We start from the raw sequence: 21,749 nt of genomic DNA on the forward strand, positions 1-21,749 counted from the left end.
AGTCGGGGGGGGTAGACGCGAAACCGAGTGATCTACCCTTGGCCAGGTTGAAGGTTGGGTAACACCAACTGGAGGACCGGATGGGTAAGCGTTGAAAAGCTTTCCAATGAGCTGAGGGTAGGGGTGAAAGGCTAATCAAACTCGGAGATAGCTCGTACTCCCCGAAATGCATTTAGGTGCAGCCTCTTTATAGTATATCGTGAGGTAGAGCGACTGATTGGATGCGAGGGCTTCACCGCCTATCAAGTCCAGATAAACTCCGAATGCGCGATATATATTTACAGGGAGTGAGGGCGCGGGTGCTAAGGTCCGTGTCCGAGAGGAGAAGAATCCAGACCACCGGCTAAGGCCCCCAAATGATCGTTAAGTTGAACTAACGAGGTCGGATCGCAGAGACAGCTAGGATGTTGGCTTGGAAGCAGCCATTCATTTAAAGAGTGCGTAACAGCTCACTAGTCGAGCGATCTGGCGTGGATAATAATCGGGCATAAACGATCTGCCGAAGCCGTGGATGTCGCAAGACATGGTAGGGGAGCATTCCATGCCGCGTCGAAGATGAGGGATGACCCTTGTTGGAGCGCATGGAAAAGCAAATGTAGGTATGAGTAACGATAAGGGGGGCGAGAAACCCCCCCGCCGAAAGACCAAGGTTTCCTGATCAACGCTAATCGGATCAGGGTGAGTCGGGACCTAAGGCAAAGCCGAACGGCGCCGCCGATGGAAGAATGGGTTAATATTCCCATACTGCCTCATGGAGTGACGTGGAGACGGAGAAGTGACAGTCCTGCCGGCTGACGGAATAGCCGGTTGAAGGGTGTAGATATTGATTCCCGTAGGCAAATCCGCGGGGAGAGTCGAACCTGAGAGTATACGGAGCGCTTGCGCGACGTAATATGGACGTAACCATGCTCCCGAGAAAATCCGCTAAACTTATCCATGCGGCACCCGTACCGTAAACGGACACACGTGGTCGGGTTGAGAATACTGAGGCGCTCGAGTGATTCACGGTTAAGGAACTAGGCAAATTGACCCTGTAACTTCGGGATAAAGGGTCCTCGTCGTAAGGCGAGGCGCAGAGAATAGGTCCAGGCAACTGTTTAACAAAAACACATGGCTGTGCTAAATGGAAACATGATGTATACAGCCTGACACCTGCCCGGTGCCGGAAGGTTAAGAGGAGATGTCATCCGCGAGGAGAAGCGTTGAATTGAAGCCCCGGTAAACGGCGGCCGTAACTATAACGGTCCTAAGGTAGCGAAATTCCTTGTCGGGTAAGTTCCGACCTGCACGAATGGTGTAATGATCTGGACACTGTCTCAACCGTGAGCTCGGTGAAATTGTAGTATCGGTGAAGATGCCGATTACCCGCGATGGGACGAAAAGACCCCGTGAACCTTTACTATAGCTTTACATTGAGTTTGGGCAGACGATGTGTAGGATAGGCCGGAGGCTTTGAAGGGGGTACGCCAGTATCCTTGGAGCCGCCGTTGAAATACGGCCCTTCGGTTGTTTGAGTTCTAACTCCCGGACGGGAGGACACTGTATGGTGGGTAGTTTGACTGGGGTGGTCGCCTCCAAAAGCGTAACGGAGGCTTCTAAAGGTGCCCTCAGACCGATTGGTAACCGGTCGCAGAGTGTAATGGCATAAGGGCGCTTGACTGGGAGACATACAAGTCGATCAGGTAGGAAACTAGAGCATAGTGATCCGGTGGTTCCGCATGGAAGGGCCATCGCTCAAAGGATAAAAGGTACTCCGGGGATAACAGGCTGATCATTCCCAAGAGCTCATATCGACGGAATGGTTTGGCACCTCGATGTCGGCTCGTCACATCCTGGGGCTGGAGAAGGTCCCAAGGGTTGGGCTGTTCGCCCATTAAAGTGGCACGCGAGCTGGGTTCAGAACGTCGTGAGACAGTTCGGTCTCTATCTATCGTGGGCGCAGGAGATTTGCGAGGCTCTGACACTAGTACGAGAGGACCGTGTCGGACGTACCACTGGTTTACCGGTTGTCCCGCCAGGGGCACCGCCGGGTATCTAAGTACGGATCGGATAAGTGCTGAAAGCATCTAAGTACGAAGCCGGCCTCAAGATTAGATCTCCCTCAAGGGTGGTTATAGACGATGACCTTGATAGGCCACAGGTGTAAGGGCGGCGACGTCCGAGCCGAGTGGTACTAATAGCCCGGGACTTTCCTCACGTGAAGGTTGATATATTTTAAGGCGATAAGGCGAAGCTGGTCTCTTCGGATTGATGTCCGGTCAAAATCTTGATAATGAAATTAAGGTGGCTATAGCACGAGGGATCCACCTCTTCCCATTCCGAACAGAGAAGTTAAGCCTCGTCACGCCGATGGTACTGCGTAACAGTGGAAGAGTAGGTAGCCGCCGTCTTGAAGAAGGCGATAGCCGATGGAGAGGAGTCAGTCCGTAAGGGGTGACTCCTTTTTCTGTTATATACACCAGCCGTCGTAGAGACCTAGCGTGCCGCATCTCGTATCGTCTGACGATATTCTAAGTTACCATTTGAAGGGATGAGACGCTGCACGCTACGTCTCTACAATTGGGTGAGATTTCATTGTTTGCTGAATCGGGAACAATAAAGTTCGTATCTTGCCGTTATATTAAGAATTCACCGAATGATTCTGATTTATGAGCAGCATATATGATTCTCGTCAAAGATGGAAATTAGGCTTTATTTTTGCCGCTGTATTGATCGCTATGGCTTCTGTGGTAGTCTCGGATCTCTTGATTAAAGATCTGGCCCGAGAAGAGCGTCAGAAGATCGAGGTTTGGAGTGAGGCAACCCGGGTCATGACCAGTGAGAATCCAAGCCTTAATATGAATCTTATCCTAAAAATCATCCAAGGGAATACTTCTATTCCTGTTATATTATGCAGCGAGACGGATAGCGTGGTTTCTTACAATAATATAGAGATTCCGGAAAAGAATGTAGCGCAGTTCATGACGAATAAGGTTAAGGAACTGAGAACCAAAAATCCTCCGATCGTAATTGACATGGAGGATGGTACTTACCAATATTTATATTACGATGATTCGATTATCTTAAAGCGACTGCTTGTTTATCCCTATGCGCAATTATCAGTTGTATTTGTTTTTATATTAATCGCTTTTTTAGCCTTGGCTAGTACAAAGAAGGCAGAACAGAATAAAGTGTGGGTGGGGTTATCGAAAGAGACGGCTCACCAATTAGGAACGCCTATATCCTCGCTAATCGCTTGGGTTGAATATTTGCGAACGAAAGATATAGATCCTTCTCTATTGACAGAGATGGATAAGGATGTGAAACGCTTACAAACGATAGCGGAGCGTTTCTCTAAAATCGGTTCAGATCCGGATCCGGTTCCGACAAATATCGTGGAATCCATCCGTGCGGCTTTGGGATATATGGAGACCCGTATTTCCTCGAAGGTGAAAATTAATACGTATTTGCCGGAGCGGCCGATATTGGTCTTAATGAATGATTCCCTGTTCGCTTGGGTAATCGAGAACCTGACGAAAAATGCGGTGGACGCTATGGAGGGGCAGGGTGAGATTTCGCTAAAAGTAGAGGAAAGAGAGAAGGTCGTGCTGATCGATTTGGCTGATACCGGAAAAGGTATCCCGAAATCAAAATTCAAGACGGTTTTCAATCCGGGGTATACGACCAAGAAACGTGGCTGGGGACTAGGCTTGTCCTTGGTAAAGCGTATTATCGAGTCCTTCCAAGGAGGAAAGATTTTCGTGAAGAGTTCGGAGCTGGGGAAAGGGACGACTTTTCGTATAAAATTGAAGAAATATAAGGGTTAAATCGTATTATAGGAAAAAATAAGCATAAAGGTATTGTTTTTGTATTTAGTTTTTTCGTACCTTTGCAAGGTTTTTACACTAAAAGGCTTTGGGGAAATTTAAATTATATAATGTAGATTTGAAAAATCTCTCTCCGGGAGTACACGAATTCGAGTATCTTTTGGAGAACAAGTTTTTTGTGGACATTGACGGAACCGAGGTCCAGAAGGGCAAAGTGAAGGTTCATCTTACCGTAAAACGGTCGTCAATGATGTTTGAGATGAACTTTCAGATAGAAGGGGTTGTTGTTGTTCCATGCGATAGATGCTTGGACGATATGGAAATTCCTATTGATACCCACAATCGTCTGGTGGTAAAATTCGGCAAGGAATATGCCGAGGAAAGTGATGAGGTTGTCGTGATACCGGAAGAGGAGGGCGCTATTAATTTGGCGTGGTTCCTGTATGAGTTTATCGCTTTGGCGGTTCCCATGAAGCATGTACATGCGCCGGGTAAATGTAATAAGGCAATGTCGTCTAAATTGAAGAAACATACCGCCAGAAGTTCGGATGAGACCGAAGACGATTTTGAGGATGACATGGGAGGTGATGATTTGGCGTTGGAAGATGACGGAAACGCTAGTCCTGCCGATCCTCGTTGGGATGCTCTGAAAGGTTTGCTAGAGAATGATAACAATTAAATAAATAAAACAATGGCACATCCTAAAAGAAGACAAGGTAAGACAAGAACAGCCAAGAGAAGAACTCATGACAAGGCTGTAGCTCCAACAATGGCAATTTGCCCGAACTGTGGCGCATGGCACATCTATCACACAGTATGTGGTGAGTGCGGTTATTACAGAGGTAAATTAGCGATTGAAAAAGAAGCTGCTGTGTAAGTTTGTCAACTTATATGGTTTGATGAACAAAAGAAATAGCCCTAAAAGTTTTTTTAGGGCTTTTTTTTAATTGGGATAAGTAGTCCTTTTATTTTTAAAGTTATGGATAAGATAAATGCGGTTATCACAGGAGTGGGTGGATACGTTCCTGAAGATGTATTGACGAATGAGGATATTTCCAAGATGGTCGATACGACGGATGAGTGGATCATGACTCGTGTGGGTATTAAGGAGCGCAGGATATTGAAAGGGGAGGGCGTAGGACTCTCTTACATGGGTATACGGGCCGTGAAGCAATTGCTCGAGAAAACGAACCTGAATCCGGAAGAAGTAGAGGTTGTCTTGACCGCTACGACTACCCCGGATCATCATTTCCCGACAACTTCTTCTATCATCGCTTATCATACAGGTTGTAAGAATGCGATGACTTTTGATATGCAAGGTGCGTGCGCAGGCTTCTTGTATGCTTTGGAGACGGGCGCTAATTATATTCGCTCGGGGCGTTATAAGAAGGTGGTTGTCGTATCGGGTGATAAGATGACATCTATTACAGATTATCAAGATCGTTCTACTTGTCCTTTGTTCGGGGATGCTTGCGGAGCGGTCTTGCTGGAGCCAACTACCGAGGAGTTCGGTGTCTTGGATACTATTTTACGGACAGACGGCGTAGGCTATCCGCATCTGATCATGAAATCGGGCGGCTCGGCTTATCCTCCTTCTCACGAGACGGTGGACAACCGTGAGCATTTCGTTTATCAAGATGGACGTGTGGTGTTCAAGTACGCGGTTTCTTATATGGCGGACGTGGCCGCTGAGATCGCGGAGAAGAATGGCTTGACGCATGATGATATCGCGTGGATCGTTCCTCACCAAGCGAACCTGCGGATTATCGACGCTACGGCGAAACGCTTGGGCGTAGATATGGATAAGGTGATGATCAATATCCAGAAATATGGCAACACAAGCGCCGGTACGATTCCTATTTGTCTATGGGAATGGGAGAATCAATTGAAAAAAGGAGATAACCTGATCCTTGCCGCTTTTGGAGCGGGCTTTACGTGGGGAGCGGTTTATCTGAAATGGGGGTATGATGGAAAAAAAGCATAAATCGGGTTTTGTCAATATCGTTGGAAACCCAAACGTAGGTAAGTCTACGTTGATGAATCGTTTGGTCGGGGAGCGGATCTCTATTATCACCTCGAAGGCGCAAACGACAAGGCATCGTATTATGGGTATCGTGAATACCGACGATATGCAAATCGTGTATTCTGACACGCCGGGAGTCTTGCGGCCGAATTATAAGTTGCAGGAATCCATGCTTAATTTCTCTCAATCCGCCTTAGGCGACGCCGACGTGCTGTTGTACGTGACGGATGTCGTCGAGACGATTGATAAAAATAACGAGTTCCTAGCACGGGTACAGAGCATAGAGTGTCCGGTTCTCTTGTTGATCAATAAGATCGACCAGACCAATCAGCCGGAGCTGGAGAAGCTCGTGGCCCAGTGGAAGGAATTGCTTCCGAAGGCCGAGATCATCCCGATCTCCGCGCTTTCGAATTTCAATATAGATTACGTGAAGCGTCGGGTGGAGGAGTTGATGCCTGATTCCCCGCCTTATTTCGAGAAAGACGCCTTGACCGATAAACCGGCCCGTTTCTTCGTGACAGAGATCATTCGTGAGAAAATCTTGTTATATTATCAGAAGGAAATACCTTACGCAGTAGAAGTGGTCGTCGAGTTGTTCAAGGAAGATGATGAGCTGATCCATATCAAGGCGCTGATCATCGTGGAGCGTGATACCCAGAAGGGGATTATCATCGGGCATCAAGGGCAAGCATTGAAGAAAGTAGGTGCTATGGCCCGGAAGGATATCGAACGTTTCTTCGGAAAGAAGGTGTTTTTGGAAATGTTTGTCAAAGTGGAAAAAGACTGGCGTAACCGTGACAACATATTGAAGAACTTCGGTTATCAGCTGGACTAATAATAGCATACGAAAGGAGAATTTATGGGAAATATAGTAGCGATAGTGGGGAGACCCAATGTAGGTAAGTCAACCCTTTTCAACCGGTTGACGGGTACCCGTCAGGCGATCGTGAACGAGGAGGCTGGTACTACCCGCGACCGTCAGTACGGCAAGGTGGAGTGGACCGGCAAGGAGTTTTCGCTGATTGACACAGGCGGATGGGTGGTTAACTCGGAGGATGTTTTCGAGGAGGAGATCAACAAGCAGGTAAAAGTGGCCATCGAGGAGGCGGACGTGATCTTGTTCGTCGTCGATGTATTGAACGGCATCACGGATCTGGACATGGAGGTGGCGCAGATCTTGCGCCGTTGCAAGCGGCCGGTGATCGTGGTGGCGAACAAGGCGGATAATTATGATCTGCATCCGGCCTCGGCGGAGTTTTACTCGTTTGGCTTGGGAGATCCTTTCTGCATCTCGGCCATCAATGGTTCTTATACCGGGGATTTGCTGGATAAGATCGTGGCGACGTTGCCCGAGGAGAAGGTGGAGATACTGGAGGAGGAGTTGCCCCGTATCGCGATTATAGGACGCCCGAACGCGGGAAAATCTTCTCTTATCAATGCTTTTATTGGCGAGGATCGGCATATCGTTACCGATATCGCGGGCACGACCCGTGATTCCATCTACACGAAATATAATAAATTCGGCTTGAACTTCTATTTGGTGGATACGGCGGGTATCCGTAAGAAGGGGAAGGTGAATGAGGACTTGGAGTATTACTCGGTGATCCGTTCGATCCGCGCGATCGAGAACTCGGATGTTTGCGTGCTGATGTTGGACGCTACGAGGGGCATTGAGAGCCAGGATATGAATATCTTCTCGCTGGTGCAGAAGAATAAGAAGGGATTGGTGGTTTGTGTGAATAAGTGGGACTTGATCGAAGATAAGAGCCAGAAGGTGATCGACTCGTATACGACCGCTATCCGCGAGCGTCTGGCTCCGTTTACCGACTTCCCGATCTTGTTTATCTCCGCTCTGACGAAACAACGTATCCTGAAGGTGCTGGAGACCGCCAAGGAGGTTTACGAGAATCGCTCCAAGCGTGTCCCTACGGCCAAGCTGAACGAGGTGATGCTTCCGATCATCGAGAATTATCCTCCCCCAGCATGGAAGGGTAAGTATATCAAGATCAAATATATCACCCAGCTCCCGGCGGGCAGCGTGCCTTCTTTCGTGTTCTTCTGTAACTTGCCGCAATGGATCAAGGACCCGTACAAACGTTTCCTTGAGAACAAGATCCGCGAGAACTGGGATTTTACCGGTACGCCGATTAATATATTTATCCGGGAAAAGTAAATACTAGATACAAAAAAGCCGCTTCCTGTAACGGGGAGGCGGCTTTTTCTATTTAGAATAGGTCGGAATGCGTTCCGATATCGGTGAAAAGCAAGATTAGCTCCGTGTCATCTTGGCTCCATATCAGCAGCCAGTCTCCTTGGATATGGCATTCCCACAATCCTGCGTATTTCCCGGATAGCTTATGCGGGTGGTATTGGGAGGGAAGGGAACCGGTATTTTTGAGGATTTCTACAGTCTCTAATAAGAGGTTTATATCCAAGTGCCGCTTCTTGCACCGCTTGATGTCACGTTCGAATTTGGAAGTGGTATGTACGGTATAAGTCATAGCTCTAGCATTTTTTGCTTGAATGCCTCAAAGTTCTCGTATTTGTGTATCCTTCCTGCCTTCACGTCCTCCAAGGCCTCGTCCAATCCGGATTTCTTCTGTGCCTTCACCTTGCCTTCCAGCGAAGTGATGAATTTCTTCAAGATGTCGGCGTATTTCTCGGGGATGGTTACCTCGAATGTCTTTAATGATGTCGTTGTCTCCATATCGCTCTGTTTTAGGAATTTCCTTCGCGAATATACGGAATAAAAAGAGAAGGGGAATTGTTTTCCTTCTCTTTTTATTTCCCGCTTCCGCGTCGGGAGGGAGGGACGTGACGGTTAGATCTCGTCCGGGCTCTCGGAGTCTCCGCCGGGCGTAGGCTCGGGTGTAGGCTCGGGAGCGGGCGCCGGTTTCTTGGAGGCGGCCATGCGCTGGTTGTAGGCGGCGGTGGTCTCGGCGATCAGCTGGTTGAGGGCGGCGATGAAGGCGGTCGCTTTCTCGGACGGCTTCGCTATGCTATGGGACTGGGCCAGCAGGGTGAGATCGTCATAATACATGTCGATCCGCTTGCGCAGGTTGGCGCCGCTTTCCTTTTTGGAGGTGGTCCGGTTTTGGACGCGTTGCTGCGACAGGCGGTCGTAGGCGTTATTCTCTTTCTCCAGTTCGGCGAGGTAAGCGTCGAGGCCGAGCGTGGTGACGTACGGCTTGTTCTCGTCCTTGCGCAAATCCAGCAAGAGGCCCTTTATCTTGGCGGTCTCCTGCGCCATGGGGAGGCGGGCGACCCCGTTATAGGGCTTGATGACCTTGTATAGATACTTGCCCGCGTCACGCTCGGCCTCCAACGGGAGGGTACCGGCCCGTGAGATGCGGGTGATGATATAGATAGCGAGGTTGTCGCGGTTGGTATCGTGCAAGGTCATTTGCTCGGTCTCCTGCGAGGTGCGGCTCTCGTCCACCACGTCGGCCATGGCGAGGAGGTCTGCCTCGTAGGTCTCGAGGAATTCTTTGGTGAGGCCCAGCTCGGGGATGCCGTCGTTGCCGGTCAGCAGGGAGATCTCGTCGGGGGACTCGGAATCGCCGTCACCGCTATTTCCGTTGGCTAGGTCGAGGACGTGGTTCATGAAGGAGAGGTACTCGGCGTTGTTGAAAAGAGAGAGCGGAAGTGTCTTGATTTTTGTGTAAGTACTCATGGTAAATTTGATTTAGAGTTTAAAAACTTCTCTAAGTTAGGGATATTTGCTGAATAAGGGCTTCTTAGGTCTAAAAAATGGGGATTGAATGGCGCGAATAATCATCTTAGCCCTAAGAAGTCATTTTTCACCCTTCGAGGGCATTTCTTAGGGCTAAGAGACATTAAGAATCTGATTGTTTTGCGAATGTTTTAAAAAAACACGATCTTCGCGACGTATTGGAAAAATAACGTAGAAGCGTTTCGATATTATCTTGTACTGGAATCTGGACAATTTCATTACCCAAGATAATAGGAAAATGGCTCCTGCGCTTTATCTGTTATATACCTACCCATTCATGGATAGATTATATACCTGCATAAGGCGTGGGATCATTGTCTTATTATTGGGTAAGGGCAGTCCAGAGCCTCAGTACAGTGATAGACAATGGTCTCCACGCTTCTTTTATTTGTTAACCGCCTACCGGAGGAGGCACGGGAGGAAGAATGTGATAAAGATATGAGAAAATTGGTTTATTTGTTAGGTTTATTATTTTTTATGGCCTGTGGAGAAGATGCTAAAGAGGGAATTATTCCTGAACCTGATGTTCCTTATGATTATAGTGAGTTCGGCGGCTATCATGTGAAGGATACTGTCGGTTACGATATGGCGACGCTTGAGTTTTACTCATCTAATGATACGGCTTGGATTTATGCGATTAAAGGTCAAAAGGTGTGGTTTGGTATGTTCAATGACAATACGAAAGAACAAATTACGGAATGGAAGGCCTCCTCAAGTGAGGAATCAGACTACACCAGTTCATTTCTTGGTAATCCATTTAAGGTAGGAGATAAATATGTATGTTTCATGAAGATTGCTCCTGAGTTATATAAACCTTTTTTGTTGAAAGAGGAAAGCGCTATCTCTCTTAAAGAACGAGAAGCCAGTTGGGGAAGTGAGAACTTTTTTTCAGTTAGAGAGTTTGGAGAGAATATATTGGTTTATCATCCTCATTTTTATGGTAACCTATTATATTCATCAGAAGGAGTTGAGGTCATAAATTCTGTGGCTTTTCAGGATGATCCTGAATCTGATAATGAGTATTTATCAGGTTTTAAGAATGATAAAGTGTGGTTTGGTATATACGAAAATGGTGAATTGCGAGAAGAATATACGGGCGAGAATGTTTATGATAGAAATATAAAGATCAATAAAGGATATGGCGAATACGAGGAATATTTTGTGAAGGCCTTGTCTTTCGGTTATTCGAGCGGTTTGTTGAAAACAGAATGGGGGTATGTATTTTATCCTACGATCAAAGATTCTGAAAGTGGTGGTTATATTCATGATATGTTTTTTTGTAATGGAGGGAAAATGTTTCCGGTCTTTGTTGGAACATATTATTTAGATATAAGGAATTGGTATGATGGAAGTGTTCTAATGGGTAACAAAGTAGTCTTCTCTCCGGAAGGTAAGAGGCTGATAGAATTTGAAGATAATGATCTAGGAGATGATAGGATGTTGAGTGTATTTTGTAAAGAACCTAGTTCTTATACTCATATAATAAGGTTGATGCATGCAAGGATGTGGGCTGATTATACGGTGGTTACTATCGACAAATATGATTTGGAATCAAAGAATTCTCTTTGGAGCGTGAATGTGGATGCGCTGGGAGAATGTGCTGTGAATAGTAAATTTGTTGCTAAGGTATTGGGAAAAGATAAAAATATTTGGACGATGGAAGTGTCTGTGATATCATTTGAAGGACAAGAAAAGATCTCGAATTTTAAGTTGAATACGGATACGGGTGAGATTATCTATTTATAATCATTATCTGTGATAAGATCCTTTTAACGGATTAGTGAAAATATCTATATGACCATAAAACCTTCTCCGTCAAATCTTATTGTATGAAATGGAGAAGGTTTTATAGTTCCATATATTTTATTTTTCCAATATCCCTATCATGCCCCCCTTCAGCACCGGGATATGGTTTATGATAAGCGTCCAAAGAAAATCGGGATCGATCTTTAGTATCCTATTTTGGCCTACCCTCAAAGTAACTCTCAGTCTCTTCGATAGAAAGTAGCACATCATAAAGATGTTTCTCGATATATTCATCCATAGATCAGCAATTTTGTATTATCAATATTCTTTCTTAGGATCGGGTTCCGGATCGACTTGTCCTCTAGCAAGTCGATCTCCCGGTGGAAGATGGCAGATAAGGCGTTGCGCAGATCGAAGAAATTATTCACGTAATTCACCTGTTCCACCTCTTTGTCGAAATCCACCACAAGATCAATATCGCTCTTCTCCGTGAAGCGGTTCGTGAGGACGAAACCTGAAGCGAACCGCCGGCCTTGTCTTAAGCCTCCACCCCATTCCTGTACAAGTAATCCGGAGCGAAATCTGCCCCATTGTACCATTCGAGCGCCCAGTGTGTGAGCCCGAACTGGACGAAATTCCGGAGGTCTTTCAATGGCTCGAAAAGTTTCCCTTTCAGTAAAGGGAGGAAGTTCACTAATTTCACCTTACCGTTGCTAAATTCCAATCGCATGGTATAGCCCTTTACATATTCCACGCCAGTGACGCGTATTAAATCTATATCTTCAGTCATAACTTTTTCTCTTTTAAATGGGTCTTAGGGGATTTTCATCACGAATATATGGAATAAAAAAGATAAGGGTACGAGTTCGCCTCTCTTTTTTGTCTTTCTTTCATCCACATTTCCTTGAAACCCTTGGAATCCCCATTTATAATCGTACCTTTATGTCTCTTTACCTTAAAAATTAAAAATAATCATGTTTACGCCATCAATGACAAACGAGGAAATAGAGGCAGTGGCCTATAAGGACTTTCTGGAGATCCGGGGAAGAGTGGAAATCGCGAAGGATAAATTCGTACAAAGGGTGAGATGCACGCCCCCGGGATTTTGGGCCTTGCATTCCTTGCAGGAGACACATACCCTTCAAACCCGCTCCAAGAATACATGGACTGTATATTTCTATTATTTGTACACGACACCGGCCGGTGCCGTGAAAGTCTCATCTATGATCTACACCTCCCTGCCGGGAGATGAAGGCACGGATTACCTGTTTATGAATAATCTCGACCGCTTTCGGCTGGAGAGGGTGAGCTCGCGTTTCTCGCGACAATACGAGGAACGCTATATCGACCCGAACCAGATCCAACTGAACGGCCTTCTGCCCGCTATCTATTTCATGAGGACTGCCGGCGACCGGAAGATCGCTCCCTACACTCCCGATACATGGACCGAGGAAGAGAAAAAGGACAAATATCTCTTCGTGTCGGAGCAAGGGACCATGGAGGCGAAGCTGGAGGGGCGTGTGGAGACCTACCTTACTTTCTTAGAGCCGGAACAGCCGGGTGATTAATAAGTAGAGGGCGAGGTTGATACCCCGCCCTCCCGATAACTAGGTAGATACCTCCGGGCTTATCTTTTCAGAAGATCGATCCTCTCGCCGGGCAACAGTACCGCATGAACCTTCTCCGTTACCCGCCCCTTCACGTTGAAGGAATCCCTTAGGCGGATGTCGTCGGCGGAGGAGCCAATCTGCGCCTCATATTTACCGGACTCTACGACCCAATGACTGGCGCTCTCGTCGAAGGAGGCCAGATCCGTATCTTTCACCTTGAAGATGATCTCACGGCTCTCCCCCGGCTGGAGGAGTTGGGTCTTGACGAAACCTCTCAACTCTTTCGCCGGCTTATCCATGCTCTTGCCGGGGGCGGAGATATATAGCTGGACCACTTCCTTCCCGGCTACCGGGCCATTGTTCGTGATCGTGCAACTGATGCTGTAGTCCGTATCGCCCATGAACACTTTCAAGCTCGAATAATTGAAAGTTGTATACGACTGTCCGTAGCCAAACGGATAGGAGACGGGCACGCCGAACGTATCGAAGTAACGGTAGCCCACGTAGATACCCTCCTCGTAGTTGGTATAGTCAATATTCTTACGATCCGTATGCTCCGGGCCTCCTCCCATGAAACCGGCTAACATTTCTTTCAGGTCGATATCCGAAGCGTCCGGGAAATTCTTCGTGGAGGCTACGTCGGCGATGCTCACGGGGAAAGTCATCGGGAGCTTACCGGAAGGATTCACCTTTCCGGACAGGATATCGGCTACCGTGTTACCCCCTTCCTGCCCGGCTTGCCAAGCCAATAGGATGGCGTCCGGTTCCGATTTCCAGCTGGCGGTCTCGATCACGCCTCCGATATTCAAGATTACGACCACCTTCTTCCCTTCCTTATGGAAAGCGTCGGAAACCGATTGGATCAACGCTCGCTCATTCTCCGTCAGGTTGAAATCTCCCTCGATCTTCCGGTCTTGGAACTCTCCCGAGCTACGGCCTATCGTAACGAAGGCGATATCCGCCTCTTTCGCCTTAGCGGCCAGCCCTGCGGCATCCGGTACGAACTCCGGGATACGAGGGTGGTTGAAGAAAGCGGCGGCGGGACTCGTGTCTTTCGGCTGTTTCGCCTTTTCCTCGGTACTGTATTTCTCGTATAAGGCTTTCACTTCGGCGTCCATGGTATAACCGGCGTTCTCCAGACCTTCCACGAGGGATACGGTATAAGCCTTGTTCACGTCGCCGCTGCCGGTGCCTCCGGCGATAAAATCGTACGAGGTGGTACCGTAAGCCGCTATCTTCTTGATACCCGGGGCCAGCGGCAAGGCATTATTCGTATTCTTTAATAAAACCATACCTTCGGAAGCGGACGCACGGGTTACCTCGGCGTGAGCTTTCAGGTCCGGTTTGTCGGAATGGGCGTATTGGGCAAAGCGGGGGGCTTGAAGAATCAGTCGTAATACACGGGTTACGTCCGTATCCACGTCGTCGATAGAGAGAGAACCGTCCTCAAGCGCTTTTAGGAGGGCCTCTTTCTGGTCTGGCCGGCCGGGCATCAGCAGATCGTTTCCGGCGTGGATCTGGGCGGGGGCGTTCTTGCCGCCAAACCAGTCGGTCATGACAAGGCCGCTAAAACCCCATTCGTCACGGAGGATGGTCGTTAGCAAATCACGGCTTTCGGAGGCATACTCACCATTTATCTTATTGTAGGAAGACATGACCGTCCACGGGCTTGCCTCTTTTACGACCATCTCGAAACCTCTTAGGTAAATCTCCCGCAAGGCACGAGGGGTGAGGCGGGCATCCGTTCCCGTCCGGTTGGTCTCTTGATTATTGACGGCAAAATGCTTGATGGAGGTTCCCACGCCATTGCTTTGGATACCGTTTACCATCGCTGTCGCTATCCGGCCCGTCAAGTAGGGATCTTCGGAATAATACTCGAAGTTACGTCCGCAGAGAGGGCTTCGGTGGATATTCAGCGCAGGGGCCAAGAGTACGTCGCAACCGTATTCTTTCACCTCGTCGCCCATGGCGTTGCCTACGTTTTTGACCAATGCGGTGTTCCATGTGGAGGCTAGCAAGGTAGCGACCGGGAATGCCGTGCAATAATAGGTCGCCTCGTTCCCCTCGCGAGTCGGGGAGATACGTAATCCGGCGGGACCGTCGGCCACTACGATAGCGGGGATTCCCAGACGTTCGATCGGGAAGGTCGTTCCGGCGGCTCCCGGCACTATATTTTGCGTGCTGCCGACTACGGCTGATTGGCCGCCGAACCCGGGCATTCCGGTTCCGACTAACAGGGATACTTTCTCTTCGGCAGTCATGGCGGCTACGATTTTCTCGATAGGATCTTTACCCAATTGCGGCAAGGTTTGGGAGTGCCCTACTTGCATGGCCATCGTAAGGCATGTGCCCATTAATAGTTTGTTCATATAGAATGGTTTTTGTGTTTTTCAGTGCCCCAAAAATAGGCGAAGGAATCGAGGCGGACAAAGAAAAAGAAAGGTATCGGAGGTAAGGATTTCGTTTTTTGATGAATATCAAACATTGTAGGGGCTTGATGATATATTTAGGGGACGCAGACTGCGTGCTCTGCGTAGTCTGCGTCCTGTACTATTTATAATGTATTCAGAAGTTTATGAATCTCATTAACCATCTGCGTAGCGGATTCTTGTGTCTCGGATAAACCTTCCGGAGTGATCTTGGCAACCGTCTTGTTCAACTTCTCGAGTTTGCCTTTAGCTCCTTTCGTTGTCAGCTCTTCCCGGAGGATGCGGATCTTCTCGCAATCTTGTATACCCTCGACCAAACGTTCGAAGCGAATGCTACTGCGTGGACCGGGATAAATACTGTATGTATCGCCTGCCGCCCAAGTGCGGAAACGCGAGTCACGCAGAGGATCGGCGGTCCAGCTATTAACTGCCCAACGTAGATAACCGTCGTAACCACCGGCTACGGCGTGCAAGACCGTCCACGCCGCTTCCGCCGGATCGGAGAAGGTAAAGGTATTCGGGAACGCTTCTGCGCAACAGGTATAAACGGTACTGATCTGTCCCGCTTTATCACGGGCAGCCTTTACGTCTTCTGGGAATTTATGTCCATAGGGAATACTTAAATAGTATAAGTCCGATTGAATTTCCGGATGATAATTTCCGGCCAGCGTGATCTTGAACTCCGGATCGGCTTGCTTGATAACCTTGATCGCCTCACGCATCGCTTCCATCGGACGCTCGTCCATAGAGATAGCGGTTTTCTCGAACCAGCCTTTCTCGCGAAGGTGGCGGGAGAAATCTTTTAGGAAAGTACCCCAATAGTCTGCGTAAGCGGCGTCACCCGGTTTAGTGTTGAGGAATTGTACACGATTTGTCGCCTCGTCGTAATAATCGAAAGATAAAGCCCAAGGGATCATGGTGTAGCAACTGATCATATCATTGATACCGATCTCGTTCATCATGAATTCCACCCATTTGTCGAAGACGGCGTAATCATATGCCCAAGTGCCGTCTATCTTCTTGATCCGGGTGATCATGCTGTCGAAATGATCCTCGGTTTGTCCGGCCCAAGGTTTATGCATGATACTGGTGGTGATAGCGCGCTGTCCGGCGTTCGCCAGCATTTTCATGATCGGGCGCATAGCGTCGAAATGTTCTTTGCTCCAAAGAGGAACTTGGTAGTAACGGGCCACGGAATACGGGTTCTGCCATAAGTCCAGATGGAAAGCCCAGTCCTTCGGGGCGGGAAGTGTGCGGTTCAATACGTCCACTTCTATTTGTAATTCCATGGGGGAGGTATTTTTTCCCGTGACGGTCAATGTCCCTTTATATTTACCGGCTTTCGCGGATTGAGGTACCCAGATATTCATCCAGATCGGCTGGGTGGTGCGTGCCTTGATATCACGGATCTTTACGATATCCAATACATCGGCTACGACGGAGGAATCCCATTCCGCCTTATTCTCTCGGTGGCCGCAACCGCCTTTACGGTCTTTATTCAACTCATCGGTCATGACGTAACGGACAAAGTTCGTCGTGATCGCGGAGGATGGGATGATGGAAGAACCGCTCTTCAAGTCGCTCACGGTGATAGAGGCATCCTCGAGTCCCACCTTGGTCCATAACACGGCTTGCGCGTTTACCCGTTCCCCTTTCCATGCTTTCGTCTGCCAGCGATTGCTTTTCTTGACATCGGGAATACTGAGTTTCGGATATCGTATATCGGTCGTACCCCAGCTTAATTGGGTTGGGGCCGATAACTTGTCCCAGATCTCGTCGCTGTCATGCGGTTTCGTGTCGGTCAATTCCGTATAGTCGCCTAGCGGGTATTTCTCGGATTGCTGGGCTACGGTAAAAGAACTTAGTGCCAGAAAGGCACAAAGGATGAAAGTGTTTTTCATACGATTGCTTATTTTAGAATATTAACTAGGGCAAAGATAGGAATTAATTGTCACTTGTCAACTAACCTCTTGTAGTGGCATACGAGCAGATTCCCCTCATCATCGTATAAGTGCATGCCGTTGCCCTCGCAATAACGGAACATCTTACAATCCGCGCATTCCCCTTTTTTAGCCCACTGGCGGTTACGATACGGTTTAAACTCATTATTCCAGATATCAATGAAATCGTCTTTATAGATGTTCCCTTGGTGGAAGTTCGCCCGTATACTGGGACAACCGGAGATAGCGCCATCAGCGAGGACAGAGGCCGTATTGATACCGGCGTTGCATTGGAAAATCGAGTCTCTCACCTCTGCCTCATAATTCCCGAGGAAGCCCTCACAGCCGTAGCTAACGTGTATCTTACCCTCTTTCCGGCAGAAGCGGATGAAGTTCATGACCCATGTGAACTGTTCGTTCGTCAGTTGCAAATCGGTCTCAGTCGCGGCACGTCCAACTGGGAAGATCGTAAAGATACGCCACCGTTTTACGCCCATCTCGATCAAAAAATCCTTGAAGAGCATCAAATCCTTGAAGTTGTGTTGGTTTACGCAAGTCACCACATCCCAGATGATCTCCTTTTCCTCGGCCAACATACAGATGGCATTCAGTGCCTTCTCGAAACTTTTAAGATTACGGCGAAGCCAGTTATGCGCTTCCTCGAAACCATCCAAGCTGATAGTTGCCGAGTGCAATCCGGAAGCCAAGAGCGAGTCGAGCCGTTCCCGGGTCATCAGATAACCATTGGAGACGATCCCCCAAGGATATCCCCTGCGATACAGTTCCAGCCCGCATTTCTCGATATCCTTACGAATCAACGCCTCGCCTCCGGTAAAGATGACGAGTACTTTGTTCGGCTCGACATAAGGCGTGATATCGTCTATGACTTTCAGGAAGTCCTCGACAGGCATATCCGGGACAGAGGCCGAGACATGGCAATCGCTCCCGCAATGACGGCAGGATACATTACAACGAAGCGTACACTCCCAAAAGAGTGTACGCAATTCATGTAATTTAGCCCTGTTCTTCTTGATACTTCGAAAAAGCTCTAGGGCGATACGTTTTTTGATGTTTGGGCGTTTGTCCATATTTTATTCTTTTTTCTCTTTAAGTTTGATGTCGGGGATGTTAACCTCCGCTTTCCCATGGAACCAAGATTTACCTCCCTCAAATCCTTCGATCTTGACATCTATCGAATCCGTCTCGAATGATCCGTTTTCAGGCCCGTCAATATCTTTAGCGATAATGCGTACGATGCCCATTGGGGAATCCTCGAATTTTATATCGTAACTTCCGTCTTTTTGGGTTTGGGGCGATTTATACATCTCGCTTATATATGAGGAAAATAATACGTTATTATATATGCCTCCATAGTTGAGCTCTATTCCTTGGATGGGATCTCCGTTCATATTTGTAACTTTTCCTTTCAACTCGTATTCTGCGTAAGGGCTACCATACTCATCTGTAGCGCCACAGGAAGTAACGCTGAAGCCTAGTAGAGAAAGAAGCCCCGCTAAAATCCAGTTAAAACCTTTTAATATGGAATGATACACTGTTCCCATTTTCTAGTTTTTGCGTGTTAGTTGGAAGTTAATTTCTTTTGATCCTTTACCCATTAACATCCCTTTCCCTTGTGATAATTCAATTTCGGCGAAATTTACGATAATAGAATCAGTTTTGCAAGCGTTTGGGTCATTCCAATACGAAGATAATTTTGTGTAGATGGTATGTTCGATTGTCGTAGCCTTATCGTAGGTGAATTGATATCGTCCGGTCTCATCCGTGATAGCCGGAAAGCTGGAAAGGTCGTCCTCTTGAGTAGGGGTATATGCCGGTGAGGTTAAGATTGCGACTCCGGCCAGCGGATAACCTTGATCATCAGTTACTTTTCCGTAGATCGTGTATAATGCGTAAGGTTCCGTATGTGTATCTACATATTCCTTAAGTGTGATCTTGATTTCCTTTGAGGCGCTACCTTCGTACCATCTATCGCCTCCAGTAAGTTCCTCGCTGTCGAAGATTACTTGAGTCGTATCGGATGCGAATTGTCCTCCGTTCATTTCTTCATCTATGTCTTCCGTGATGAATCGGTATTTTAGGATTGGAAAATCAGTTTTCTTCCAATCAAACTCTCCGTTAGCGTCGGTCCTTACGGTATCGGTATGCAGCCATCCGTAAGGATAAATTCTTGCGTCATTTCGATTGATACGTATTTGGGCGTTAGGTATCGGATGATCGTTTGTATCCACGACTTTTCCTTTTATCTGAAAATTGGCGTAAGGAGTGCCATATTCACAAATTATGGGACCTTCTCCCTCGTCGTCAGTGCAGGAGAAACCTAAAAGCATTAATAAACTCGCCAATACGCAGTTGGCTTTTTTCAACAATTGCAAGTGCATCCTTTTCATGGTGTAAATTATTTTTATTTACGATTCTATTTATTTGATGAATGGGGCAGCAAAATAGTTGCATGCGAATGCGTAAGAAAATGTGATGACTTTTTGTATCTTTGCCACTTCAATGTAACAGATCAATTTATGAGAGATTTCATACGTATTTTAAAGCGTTTCGTTCCCCCTTACAAAAAGTATATGGTTCTGAACATCGTGTTCAATGTACTTTCCGCTATCTTGAACCTGTTTTCTTTCGCCTTGATTATCCCGATCCTTCAGATCTTGTTTAAGATGGATGAGGGGAATTACACCTTTATGGATTGGAATTTTAACGCGGGAAGCTGGGAGTCGTGGAAAGCCTTGCCGGAGTTGATCAAAAATAACTTTTTTTGGTATGTATCCGATCTGATAGAGGTACACGGAGGTTCGTTCGCCTTGATTATGTTGGGAATCTTCCTGATCGTGGCGACTTTCTTGAAAGTGGCGACCATGTATCTGGCCTTTTATACGATGATCCCGATTCGAACCGGAGTCGTTCGTGATATCCGTAATCAGATTAACAAGAAGATTACGCAGTTGCCGTTGAGCTTTTTCTCGGAGGAGCGAAAAGGGGATATTATCGCCCGTGTATCCGGAGACGTGAACGAGATTGAGACATCCATCATGAGTTCATTGGACATGTTATTCAAGAACCCGATCCTGATCGTGATCTATCTGGTGGGTATGATCGCTATCAGTTGGCAACTTACCGTGTTCGTCTTGATCCTGCTGCCGTTGGCGGGTTACGTAATGGGACAAGTCGGCAAGAAATTAAAACGGAAGTCTTTGGAAGGACAGCAACAATGGGGATTCCTGATGAGCCAGATCGAGGAGACATTAGGCGGACTCCGTATTATCAAGGCCTTTAACGCCGAGAAGAAGATACAAGACCGCTTTGAGCGAAGCAATGATACTTTCCGCCGGTTGACGAACCGTATCTATCGCCGCCAACAAATGGCGCATCCGATGAGCGAGTTTTTGGGAACCGTTACGATCGCTATCGTACTTTGGTATGGAGGTACGCTGATCTTGAGCGCGAATAGCCCGATCGACGCTCCTACGTTTATTTATTATCTGGTTATTTTCTATAGCATTATCAATCCCGCGAAAGATCTAAGTAAGTCGGTTTATGCGATCCAGAAAGGTCTGGCCTCTATGGAGCGTGTCGATAAGATCTTGAAGGCGGAGACGGATATCCATGACCCGGAACATCCGAAGAAGATCGCCTTGAAAGAGAAAATCAGTTATAAAGATGTTTGGTTTAAATATCAGGAAGCTTGGGTCTTGAAAGGAATCAATCTGGATATCCGGAAAGGAACAACCGTGGCTTTGGTCGGTCAATCCGGTTCGGGTAAAAGTACCTTGGTGGATCTATTGCCTCGCTTTTATGATGTGAATAAAGGGAATATCCGTATTGATGATACGGATATCCGTGAGGCCACCCTTTTCGATCTTAGGGGATTGATGGGAAATGTCAATCAAGAGGCTATCTTGTTTAACGATACCTTCTTCAACAATATCGCTTTTGGAGTGGAAGGGGCTACGATGGAACAGGTGGAGGAAGCCGCCCGCATCGCCAACGCTCACGATTTTATCATAGCGAGTGAGAAAGGTTACGATACCAATATCGGCGACCGGGGTGGAAAACTGTCCGGCGGACAACGCCAGCGAATCAGTATCGCCCGTGCGATCTTGAAGAATCCCCCGATCTTGATCTTGGATGAGGCCACATCCGCCTTGGATACGGAATCCGAGCGTTTGGTACAAGAAGCGTTGGAGAACTTGATGAAGAACCGTACGACCGTAGTGATCGCCCACCGTCTCTCCACGATCCGTAACGCGGATGAGATCTGTGTGATGCATGAGGGTGAGATCGTAGAACGGGGCAAACACGAGGAGTTGTTGGCTTTGGATGGCTATTATAAACGACTATGTGATATGCAAAGCTTTTAGGGTGATACTGCAACCCGGGTTGCAGTGGATCGCCTCTTCGGCTTTTGATGGAAAAACAATAACAAGGAATAATCGTA

General features: G+C 47.5%; 19 protein-coding genes and 2 rRNA genes. 11 read left to right on the top strand and 10 right to left on the bottom strand.

What is annotated here, in order from left to right:
• The 8 genes from HMPREF0999_RS06855 to der form a co-directional block, all read left to right on the top strand.
• Window positions 1-2,197: ribosomal RNA gene (locus tag HMPREF0999_RS06855) — 23S ribosomal RNA — on the top strand; the annotation flags it as partial.
• 82 nt (window positions 2,198-2,279) lie between these two features.
• Window positions 2,280-2,390: ribosomal RNA gene (gene rrf / locus HMPREF0999_RS06860) — 5S ribosomal RNA — on the top strand.
• A gap of 258 nt (window positions 2,391-2,648) precedes the next feature.
• Complete coding sequence (locus tag HMPREF0999_RS06865) at window positions 2,649-3,806, top strand: sensor histidine kinase (protein WP_005853831.1); 1,158 nt, start codon at window positions 2,649-2,651, stop codon at window positions 3,804-3,806.
• Between the two features lie 88 nt (window positions 3,807-3,894).
• Window positions 3,895-4,485, top strand: a complete 591-nt coding sequence (locus tag HMPREF0999_RS06870; protein WP_005867041.1) for a YceD family protein — start codon at window positions 3,895-3,897, stop codon at window positions 4,483-4,485.
• Between the two features lie 12 nt (window positions 4,486-4,497).
• On the top strand, window positions 4,498-4,683 hold the full coding sequence (gene rpmF / locus HMPREF0999_RS06875) for a 50S ribosomal protein L32 (RefSeq protein ID WP_005634607.1): 186 nt from the start codon (window positions 4,498-4,500) through the stop codon (window positions 4,681-4,683).
• A gap of 102 nt (window positions 4,684-4,785) precedes the next feature.
• Complete coding sequence (locus HMPREF0999_RS06880) at window positions 4,786-5,790, top strand: beta-ketoacyl-ACP synthase III (RefSeq protein WP_008779906.1); 1,005 nt, start codon at window positions 4,786-4,788, stop codon at window positions 5,788-5,790.
• Window positions 5,774-6,664 (top strand): GTPase Era, encoded by an 891-nt coding sequence (era, locus tag HMPREF0999_RS06885; protein WP_008773803.1) that lies wholly within the window; start codon window positions 5,774-5,776, stop codon window positions 6,662-6,664. The genes HMPREF0999_RS06880 and era overlap by 17 nt, the downstream gene beginning before the upstream one ends.
• A 24-nt stretch (window positions 6,665-6,688) precedes the next feature.
• Window positions 6,689-8,002 carry a ribosome biogenesis GTPase Der gene (gene der / locus HMPREF0999_RS06890; protein ID WP_005853839.1) on the top strand — a complete coding sequence of 438 codons (1,314 nt, stop codon included), beginning with the start codon at window positions 6,689-6,691 and terminating at the stop codon, window positions 8,000-8,002.
• A 52-nt stretch (window positions 8,003-8,054) separates the two neighbouring features.
• Here der and HMPREF0999_RS06895 read toward each other — a convergent pair whose 3' ends face one another.
• The 3 genes from HMPREF0999_RS06895 to HMPREF0999_RS06905 all read right to left on the bottom strand — a co-directional run bounded on the left by HMPREF0999_RS06895 (window position 8,055) and on the right by HMPREF0999_RS06905 (window position 9,502).
• On the bottom strand, window positions 8,055-8,330 hold the full coding sequence (locus HMPREF0999_RS06895; RefSeq protein WP_009275544.1) for a type II toxin-antitoxin system YafQ family toxin: 276 nt from the start codon (window positions 8,328-8,330) through the stop codon (window positions 8,055-8,057).
• On the bottom strand, window positions 8,327-8,536 hold the full coding sequence (locus HMPREF0999_RS06900; RefSeq protein WP_008773800.1) for a hypothetical protein: 210 nt from the start codon (window positions 8,534-8,536) through the stop codon (window positions 8,327-8,329). Before HMPREF0999_RS06900 ends, HMPREF0999_RS06895 begins: the two co-directional genes overlap by 4 nt.
• A 114-nt stretch (window positions 8,537-8,650) precedes the next feature.
• Window positions 8,651-9,502, bottom strand: a complete 852-nt coding sequence (locus HMPREF0999_RS06905) for a DUF6261 family protein (protein WP_008779909.1) — start codon at window positions 9,500-9,502, stop codon at window positions 8,651-8,653.
• A gap of 498 nt (window positions 9,503-10,000) precedes the next feature.
• On the opposite strand from HMPREF0999_RS06905, the gene HMPREF0999_RS06910 reads away from it, so the two are divergent.
• Complete coding sequence (locus tag HMPREF0999_RS06910) at window positions 10,001-11,308, top strand: hypothetical protein (RefSeq protein WP_226766827.1); 1,308 nt, start codon at window positions 10,001-10,003, stop codon at window positions 11,306-11,308.
• A 290-nt stretch (window positions 11,309-11,598) separates the two neighbouring features.
• On the opposite strand, the gene HMPREF0999_RS06915 is transcribed toward HMPREF0999_RS06910, so the two are convergent.
• Window positions 11,599-11,907, bottom strand: coding sequence for a nucleotidyltransferase family protein (locus HMPREF0999_RS06915; protein WP_008779911.1), 309 nt, complete (start codon window positions 11,905-11,907; stop codon window positions 11,599-11,601).
• On the bottom strand, window positions 11,847-12,098 hold the full coding sequence (locus HMPREF0999_RS06920; RefSeq protein WP_009275546.1) for a DUF2442 domain-containing protein: 252 nt from the start codon (window positions 12,096-12,098) through the stop codon (window positions 11,847-11,849). Before HMPREF0999_RS06920 ends, HMPREF0999_RS06915 begins: the two co-directional genes overlap by 61 nt.
• A gap of 184 nt (window positions 12,099-12,282) precedes the next feature.
• Here HMPREF0999_RS06920 and HMPREF0999_RS06925 point away from each other — a divergent pair, with 184 nt between their 5' ends.
• Window positions 12,283-12,876, top strand: coding sequence for a hypothetical protein (locus HMPREF0999_RS06925; RefSeq protein ID WP_005867067.1), 594 nt, complete (start codon window positions 12,283-12,285; stop codon window positions 12,874-12,876).
• A gap of 59 nt (window positions 12,877-12,935) precedes the next feature.
• Here HMPREF0999_RS06925 and HMPREF0999_RS06930 read toward each other — a convergent pair whose 3' ends face one another.
• From HMPREF0999_RS06930 to HMPREF0999_RS06950, 5 genes are all read right to left on the bottom strand, one after another.
• The gene (locus tag HMPREF0999_RS06930; protein WP_009275547.1) at window positions 12,936-15,287 is read right to left on the bottom strand and encodes a glycoside hydrolase family 3 C-terminal domain-containing protein; all 2,352 of its coding nucleotides are present in this window, start codon (window positions 15,285-15,287) and stop codon (window positions 12,936-12,938) included.
• Between the two features lie 185 nt (window positions 15,288-15,472).
• On the bottom strand, window positions 15,473-17,248 hold the full coding sequence (locus HMPREF0999_RS06935) for a glycoside hydrolase domain-containing protein (RefSeq protein ID WP_005853860.1): 1,776 nt from the start codon (window positions 17,246-17,248) through the stop codon (window positions 15,473-15,475).
• A gap of 50 nt (window positions 17,249-17,298) precedes the next feature.
• A complete protein-coding gene (locus tag HMPREF0999_RS06940) occupies window positions 17,299-18,375 on the bottom strand; it encodes a TIGR04133 family radical SAM/SPASM protein (protein ID WP_009275548.1) in 1,077 nt (358 codons plus the stop codon).
• Window positions 18,376-18,378: 3 nt separating this feature from the next.
• Entirely contained in the window at window positions 18,379-18,849 is a 471-nt protein-coding gene (locus tag HMPREF0999_RS06945) for a radical SAM-associated putative lipoprotein (RefSeq protein ID WP_009017949.1), read from the bottom strand.
• A gap of 3 nt (window positions 18,850-18,852) precedes the next feature.
• Window positions 18,853-19,695, bottom strand: coding sequence for a radical SAM-associated putative lipoprotein (locus HMPREF0999_RS06950; protein WP_009275549.1), 843 nt, complete (start codon window positions 19,693-19,695; stop codon window positions 18,853-18,855).
• 129 nt (window positions 19,696-19,824) lie between these two features.
• On the opposite strand from HMPREF0999_RS06950, the gene HMPREF0999_RS06955 reads away from it, so the two are divergent.
• Window positions 19,825-21,672 (top strand): ABC transporter ATP-binding protein, encoded by a 1,848-nt coding sequence (locus tag HMPREF0999_RS06955; protein WP_005853867.1) that lies wholly within the window; start codon window positions 19,825-19,827, stop codon window positions 21,670-21,672.
• Window positions 21,673-21,749: the final 77 nt, after the last annotated feature.

It is taken from the genome of Parabacteroides sp. D25, from assembly GCF_000307475.1.
In the GTDB taxonomy this organism is placed as follows: Bacteria; Bacteroidota; Bacteroidia; order Bacteroidales; family Tannerellaceae; genus Parabacteroides; species Parabacteroides distasonis.

What these genes read in the sequence shown, in the direction of transcription:
- HMPREF0999_RS06880 (WP_008779906.1), top strand. Translation starts at nt 4,786, where the DNA reads ATGGATAAGATAAATGCGGTTATCACAGGAGTGGGTGGATACGTTCCT.
- HMPREF0999_RS06895 (WP_009275544.1), bottom strand. Translation starts at nt 8,330, where the DNA reads ATGACTTATACCGTACATACCACTTCCAAATTCGAACGTGACATCAAG.
- rpmF (WP_005634607.1), top strand. Translation starts at nt 4,498, where the DNA reads ATGGCACATCCTAAAAGAAGACAAGGTAAGACAAGAACAGCCAAGAGA.
- era (WP_008773803.1), top strand. Translation starts at nt 5,774, where the DNA reads ATGGAAAAAAAGCATAAATCGGGTTTTGTCAATATCGTTGGAAACCCA.
- HMPREF0999_RS06910 (WP_226766827.1), top strand. Translation starts at nt 10,001, where the DNA reads ATGAGAAAATTGGTTTATTTGTTAGGTTTATTATTTTTTATGGCCTGT.
- HMPREF0999_RS06940 (WP_009275548.1), bottom strand. Translation starts at nt 18,375, where the DNA reads ATGGACAAACGCCCAAACATCAAAAAACGTATCGCCCTAGAGCTTTTT.
- HMPREF0999_RS06955 (WP_005853867.1), top strand. Translation starts at nt 19,825, where the DNA reads ATGAGAGATTTCATACGTATTTTAAAGCGTTTCGTTCCCCCTTACAAA.
- HMPREF0999_RS06920 (WP_009275546.1), bottom strand. Translation starts at nt 12,098, where the DNA reads ATGACTGAAGATATAGATTTAATACGCGTCACTGGCGTGGAATATGTA.
- HMPREF0999_RS06930 (WP_009275547.1), bottom strand. Translation starts at nt 15,287, where the DNA reads ATGAACAAACTATTAATGGGCACATGCCTTACGATGGCCATGCAAGTA.
- der (WP_005853839.1), top strand. Translation starts at nt 6,689, where the DNA reads ATGGGAAATATAGTAGCGATAGTGGGGAGACCCAATGTAGGTAAGTCA.
- HMPREF0999_RS06950 (WP_009275549.1), bottom strand. Translation starts at nt 19,695, where the DNA reads ATGAAAAGGATGCACTTGCAATTGTTGAAAAAAGCCAACTGCGTATTG.
- HMPREF0999_RS06935 (WP_005853860.1), bottom strand. Translation starts at nt 17,248, where the DNA reads ATGAAAAACACTTTCATCCTTTGTGCCTTTCTGGCACTAAGTTCTTTT.
- HMPREF0999_RS06915 (WP_008779911.1), bottom strand. Translation starts at nt 11,907, where the DNA reads ATGGTACAATGGGGCAGATTTCGCTCCGGATTACTTGTACAGGAATGG.
- HMPREF0999_RS06865 (WP_005853831.1), top strand. Translation starts at nt 2,649, where the DNA reads ATGAGCAGCATATATGATTCTCGTCAAAGATGGAAATTAGGCTTTATT.
- HMPREF0999_RS06945 (WP_009017949.1), bottom strand. Translation starts at nt 18,849, where the DNA reads ATGGGAACAGTGTATCATTCCATATTAAAAGGTTTTAACTGGATTTTA.
- HMPREF0999_RS06905 (WP_008779909.1), bottom strand. Translation starts at nt 9,502, where the DNA reads ATGAGTACTTACACAAAAATCAAGACACTTCCGCTCTCTCTTTTCAAC.
- HMPREF0999_RS06900 (WP_008773800.1), bottom strand. Translation starts at nt 8,536, where the DNA reads ATGGAGACAACGACATCATTAAAGACATTCGAGGTAACCATCCCCGAG.
- HMPREF0999_RS06925 (WP_005867067.1), top strand. Translation starts at nt 12,283, where the DNA reads ATGTTTACGCCATCAATGACAAACGAGGAAATAGAGGCAGTGGCCTAT.